At 33.0% G+C, this 2,290-nt stretch carries 2 protein-coding genes; both read left to right on the top strand.

The window, feature by feature from the left end:
• The first annotated feature begins 235 nt into the window (after positions 1 to 235).
• Complete coding sequence (locus GFJ36_RS01235; protein ID WP_088061498.1) at positions 236 to 1,195, top strand: alpha/beta hydrolase; 960 nt, start codon at positions 236 to 238, stop codon at positions 1,193 to 1,195.
• Between the two features lie 184 nt (positions 1,196 to 1,379).
• Positions 1,380 to 2,111 (top strand): DsbA family oxidoreductase, encoded by a 732-nt coding sequence (locus GFJ36_RS01240; RefSeq protein ID WP_097892162.1) that lies wholly within the window; start codon positions 1,380 to 1,382, stop codon positions 2,109 to 2,111.
• Positions 2,112 to 2,290: the final 179 nt, after the last annotated feature.

A 2,290-nucleotide genomic window follows, 5' to 3' on the forward strand; every position in this document is an offset into this window, starting at 1 on the left:
AGACGAGTCAGAATGACTCGTCTTTTTTGTGTTTTAAACTTCTTATCAGCTTCAAGTAAGTAATCCGTATTCTTTTGATCCCCTCATATTCATTTTCTTTCATCATTTTTGATGTGTAGTTTAAGATTTTCTATTCTATTTTTTGTAGAAGCAATCTATCGGTGTGTTAAAATAGTACAGTTGTTTTTCGAGGTACTTTAATATAGGAAGATTTAAATTTTTTTAAGGAGATAATATGAAAAAGATAGGTGTAATTACTATAGTAGCTTTAGTCCTTCTAGCAATTACTTATATGTTAGTCGGGAATTATTTTTATAATTATGCGTTGAATGCGAAACAAGAGAAAGAGTTTTTAGAGGATAATCCTCACTTAGTAGAAACTGTGAATGCATCGGGAGGTGTGTTCGCTACAAATGAAGAAAAGGATGCGAACTTTGTATCAAATCATAAACCTAATACACGAAACATAAATTCTTTCGATAAGTTGAAATTAACAGGTTATGAATATATGAATGAACAATCTAGTCATAAATGGGCAATTGTAGTTCATGGATATGATAGTAGGGCATCGAAAATGACGAAATATATCCGGAACTTTTATGAACAAGGATATAACGTCATAGCGCCAGACCTTCGTGGGCATGGAAATAGTGAAGGTGATTATATAGGGATGGGCTGGCATGATCGTAAAGATATTTTGATTTGGATTCAACAAATTGTAAAGAAAGACCCTAATGCTGAAATAGCACTCTTTGGTGTTTCAATGGGGGGAGCAACTGTAATGATGACTTCAGGTGAAGAGTTACCTTCTAACGTTAAAGTTATTATTGAAGATTGTGGATACTCAACTGTTATTGATGAATTTACGTATCAACTAAAAGATCTATTCCATTTGCCAAAGTTTCCTGTTATGAATGCGGCAAATACAGTTACAAAATTAAGAGCTGGATATGATTTAGAAGAAGCTTCAGCTATAAAACAAGTGGCGAAAAGTAAAACACCTATGCTATTTATTCATGGGGATGCTGATACATTTGTTCCTTATGAAATGTTAGATGAAGTATATAATGCTGCAAAAGTAGAAAAAGAGAAATTAATTGTTCCAGGTGCTGGACATGGAGAAGCCGAGAAGGTAGATTCGAATAAATATTGGAATACCGTATGGAAGTTCGTGGGGAGATACATTCCAGCGTAATTAGATTGTTTTAGATTTGTATATACGATAATCAGAAGGAAAGGTTTTTATACTTTTGATTATCGTTTTTTCTATTTAAAAACTTATTTTAGTTTGTAGTATATAAGGTTTGAAGCATAAATTTTTGAATTCCTTATTGCCAGTGCTACAATAATTGAAAACTACATGTTAATGAGGTGTTTCTATGAAAATTGAAGTATGGTCAGATTTTGTATGCCCATTTTGTTATATTGGGAAACGCAGATTAGAAATGGCTTTAGAGCAATTTCCGCATAAGAAGGATGTTGAAGTGGAGTTTAAAAGTTTTGAATTAGACCAAAATGCTCCAATCTATTCTGGAACAAGTATTAATGAAGTACTTGCATCAAAGTACGGGATTAGTATTGAAGAAGCTAAGCGTAATAATGTACAACTAGGAAATCATGCAGCTAGTATGGATTTAAATTTTAATTTTGAAGAGATGAAGCCGACGAACACTTTTGATGCGCATCGTCTAGCTAAATTTGCAAAGGATCAAGGGAAAGGAAAAGAGATTACGGAAAATCTACTTTTTGCATATTTCACTGAATCGAGAAATTTAAGTGATGTGGATACGCTTGCTACTATTGCTGAAGCTTCAGGTTTAGATAAGCAAGAAGCTTTACGTGTTATTAATGATAAAGGTGCATATGCAAATGATGTTAGAATTGATGAATCGATTGCTCAGCAATATCAAATTTCAGGAGTACCTTATTTTATTATTAATCAAAAGTATGCTATTTCAGGTGCGCAACCACTCGAAACTTTTGTCGGTGCACTTCAACAAGTGTGGGAAGAAGAGAATCCTGCACCTAAGTTACAAGAGCTTTCTTCAGAGGGTGGAAGCGATATGTCTTGTACCGATGAAAGTTGTTCGATACCTTCAAAAGAACAATAGTTTTTATGAAGGAATAGCAACCCATAGAGTATTTTATGGGTTGCTTATCTATTCTTATAGAAGAGGTATATAAATACATAATTTAATAACGTAAATAGGATTTATAAAAAATGAAGTTTTTTTATAAAAACATATTGACGGTTGTATCTTAGAGGTGTAATATAGAACAAGTCGCCGAT

Source organism: Bacillus sp. EE-W1 (assembly GCF_009760835.1).
GTDB classification, from domain to species: Bacteria; Bacillota; Bacilli; order Bacillales; family Bacillaceae_G; genus Bacillus_A; species Bacillus_A wiedmannii.

Excerpts from the sequence above, each read along its gene's own strand:
- GFJ36_RS01240 (WP_097892162.1), top strand. The coding sequence starts at position 1,380 with ATGAAAATTGAAGTATGGTCAGATTTTGTATGCCCATTTTGTTATATT.
- GFJ36_RS01235 (WP_088061498.1), top strand. The coding sequence starts at position 236 with ATGAAAAAGATAGGTGTAATTACTATAGTAGCTTTAGTCCTTCTAGCA.